The sequence below is a fragment of the Pedobacter sp. 01T416_2 genome, from assembly GCF_056398925.1.
Genome location: NZ_JBFTQI010000913.1, coordinates 1 through 2155 on the forward strand (window position 1 = coordinate 1; position 2155 = coordinate 2155).

General features: G+C 37.3%; 1 protein-coding gene. It reads left to right on the plus strand.

Features of this window, described 5'->3' with window-relative positions; genetic code table 11:
* Positions 1-227: 227 nt before the first annotated feature.
* A complete protein-coding gene (locus AC1DPQ_RS25755; RefSeq protein ID WP_477611311.1) occupies positions 228-1868 on the plus strand; it encodes an NAD+ synthase in 1641 nt (546 codons plus the stop codon).
* Positions 1869-2155 lie beyond the last annotated feature (287 nt).

The window sequence follows — 2155 nt, forward strand, 5'->3', positions numbered from 1 at the left end:
CATTAAACTTTACCGTGCCGGATTAATCATCGGTGGTGGTGGCGAATTTGATATTTCGGGCAATACCAGTATCGTAGCTGGTTTAACTTTTAATAACGGTTTCACTAATATTGTAACAGATAAAGCCAGAGATGTTAGAAATCATTATTTGGCACTTAATTTCGGCGTATTCTTTTAATCGGGATATTTGTCTTGATACTTGATTCTCACTACTTGATACATTAAATATGAAAATAGCGCTAGCACAACTCAATTACCATATCGGGAACTTTGAGGCAAACACGAAAAAAATAACCGAAAATATTCAATTGGCAAAAGATAAAGGTGCAGATTTAGTTGTTTTTGCCGAGCTTGCTATCTGTGGCTATCCACCAAGAGATTTTTTGGAGTTTGATGAGTTTATTGTATTGTGCGAAACTGCCGCTCAGGAAATAGCCAAACATTGCACAGATATTGCATGTATTGTTGGCCTACCTATTAAAAACGAAATATTACAGGGAAAAGATCTGTTTAATGCAGCCTATTTCATCGAAGAAGGGAAAGTTAAAGCCGTGGTTAAAAAAGCACTCTTACCTACCTACGATGTATTTGATGAATATCGTTATTTCGAACCTGCCACACAATTTAACTGTATCGATTTTAAGGGAAAAAAAATTGCCTTAACCATTTGCGAAGATCTGTGGAATATCAACGATAATCCACTATATGTTTCTAATCCAATGGATGAGCTGATTAAGGAGCAGCCAGATGTGATGATTAACATTGCTGCATCTCCTTTCTCTTACACCCATGATGATGAACGTATAAAAGTATTAGGCGATAATGCAAAAAAGTATAACCTGCCGGTATTTTATGTAAACCAGGTTGGTGCGCAGACTGAGATTATTTTTGATGGCGGTTCTTTGGTTTTTGATGCTGATGGAGCCGTGAAAGCAGAGATGAAGTATTTTGAAGAGGATCTTCAGGTTTTTGATCTGGAAGAGGTTGAAAATGTGCGTAATAAATATCCCCAATCGGAAAGATTGACCGATATTGAGCAGATTCACGACGCGTTGATTTTAGGTATAAAAGATTATTTCAATAAATCTGGTTTCAGTAAAGCCGTTTTGGGCTTATCAGGTGGGATCGACTCCGCTGTGGTTTGCGCCTTGGCTTGTCGTGCGTTAGGCCCAGAGAATGTAATGGCCGTTTTAATGCCTTCTAAATTCTCTTCCGACCACTCTGTTCAGGATGCTTTAGATTTGGCTAATAATATTGGTTGTATGCACGAAATTGTGCCAATTAAAGAAGTTGCAGAAGCTTTCGATCATATACTGGCACCAGCCTTTAAGGGTTTGCCCTTTAACCTTGCTGAAGAAAATGTGCAGGCCCGCATCCGTGGCATTATTAATATGGCCATGAGTAATAAGTTTGGCTATATTTTATTGAATACATCAAACAAAAGCGAGTGTGCTGTTGGTTATGGTACTTTATACGGTGATATGTGCGGTGCTATTGGGGTAATAGGAGATGTCTATAAAATGCAGGTTTTTGAGCTTGCGAGATACATTAATAAAGAAAGGGAAATTATTCCGGTCAATACTATTGTTAAACCACCATCTGCAGAGTTAAGGCCCGATCAAAAAGATTCCGATTCATTACCTGAATATGAAATTCTCGATAAAATATTATATCAGCACATCGAAAAGAAACAGGGCTCTAAAGCCATTATTGCTCAAGGTTTTGATGAAGCATTGGTGCTGCGGATTCTAAAAATGGTTAATGTTGCAGAATTTAAACGCTATCAAACTCCACCTATTTTAAGGGTATCGCCAAAAGCATTTGGTATGGGCCGAAGAATGCCTATAGTAGGGAAATATATGGCTTAGTTTGTTTTAGAGTTGTAGTGTTGGAAGGCTGATTAATTGCTTAAATTGTTGAATGGTTCAATTGCTGGGATTGCTAAATTGTTTTGGATTAAATGATTAAGCAGTCGATTATTAAATTGTGGATGGAAAACTGTCTAATTGTGGTTGAGCTGATTTAATGCAAGTTGCTTTACCTCACTTTCTTCTTCAAAAGAGATGATGTGGTTTAGGTTTGCCTGATTGTTCATTTTACCAACTGCAATTTTTCGTACTTCTAGATCATCATCAAAACTTGCAATATGAAATAA

Bases quoted from the DNA above. Each gene is read 5' to 3' on its own strand.
- AC1DPQ_RS25755 (WP_477611311.1), top strand. From the start codon at position 228: ATGAAAATAGCGCTAGCACAACTCAATTACCATATCGGGAACTTTGAG.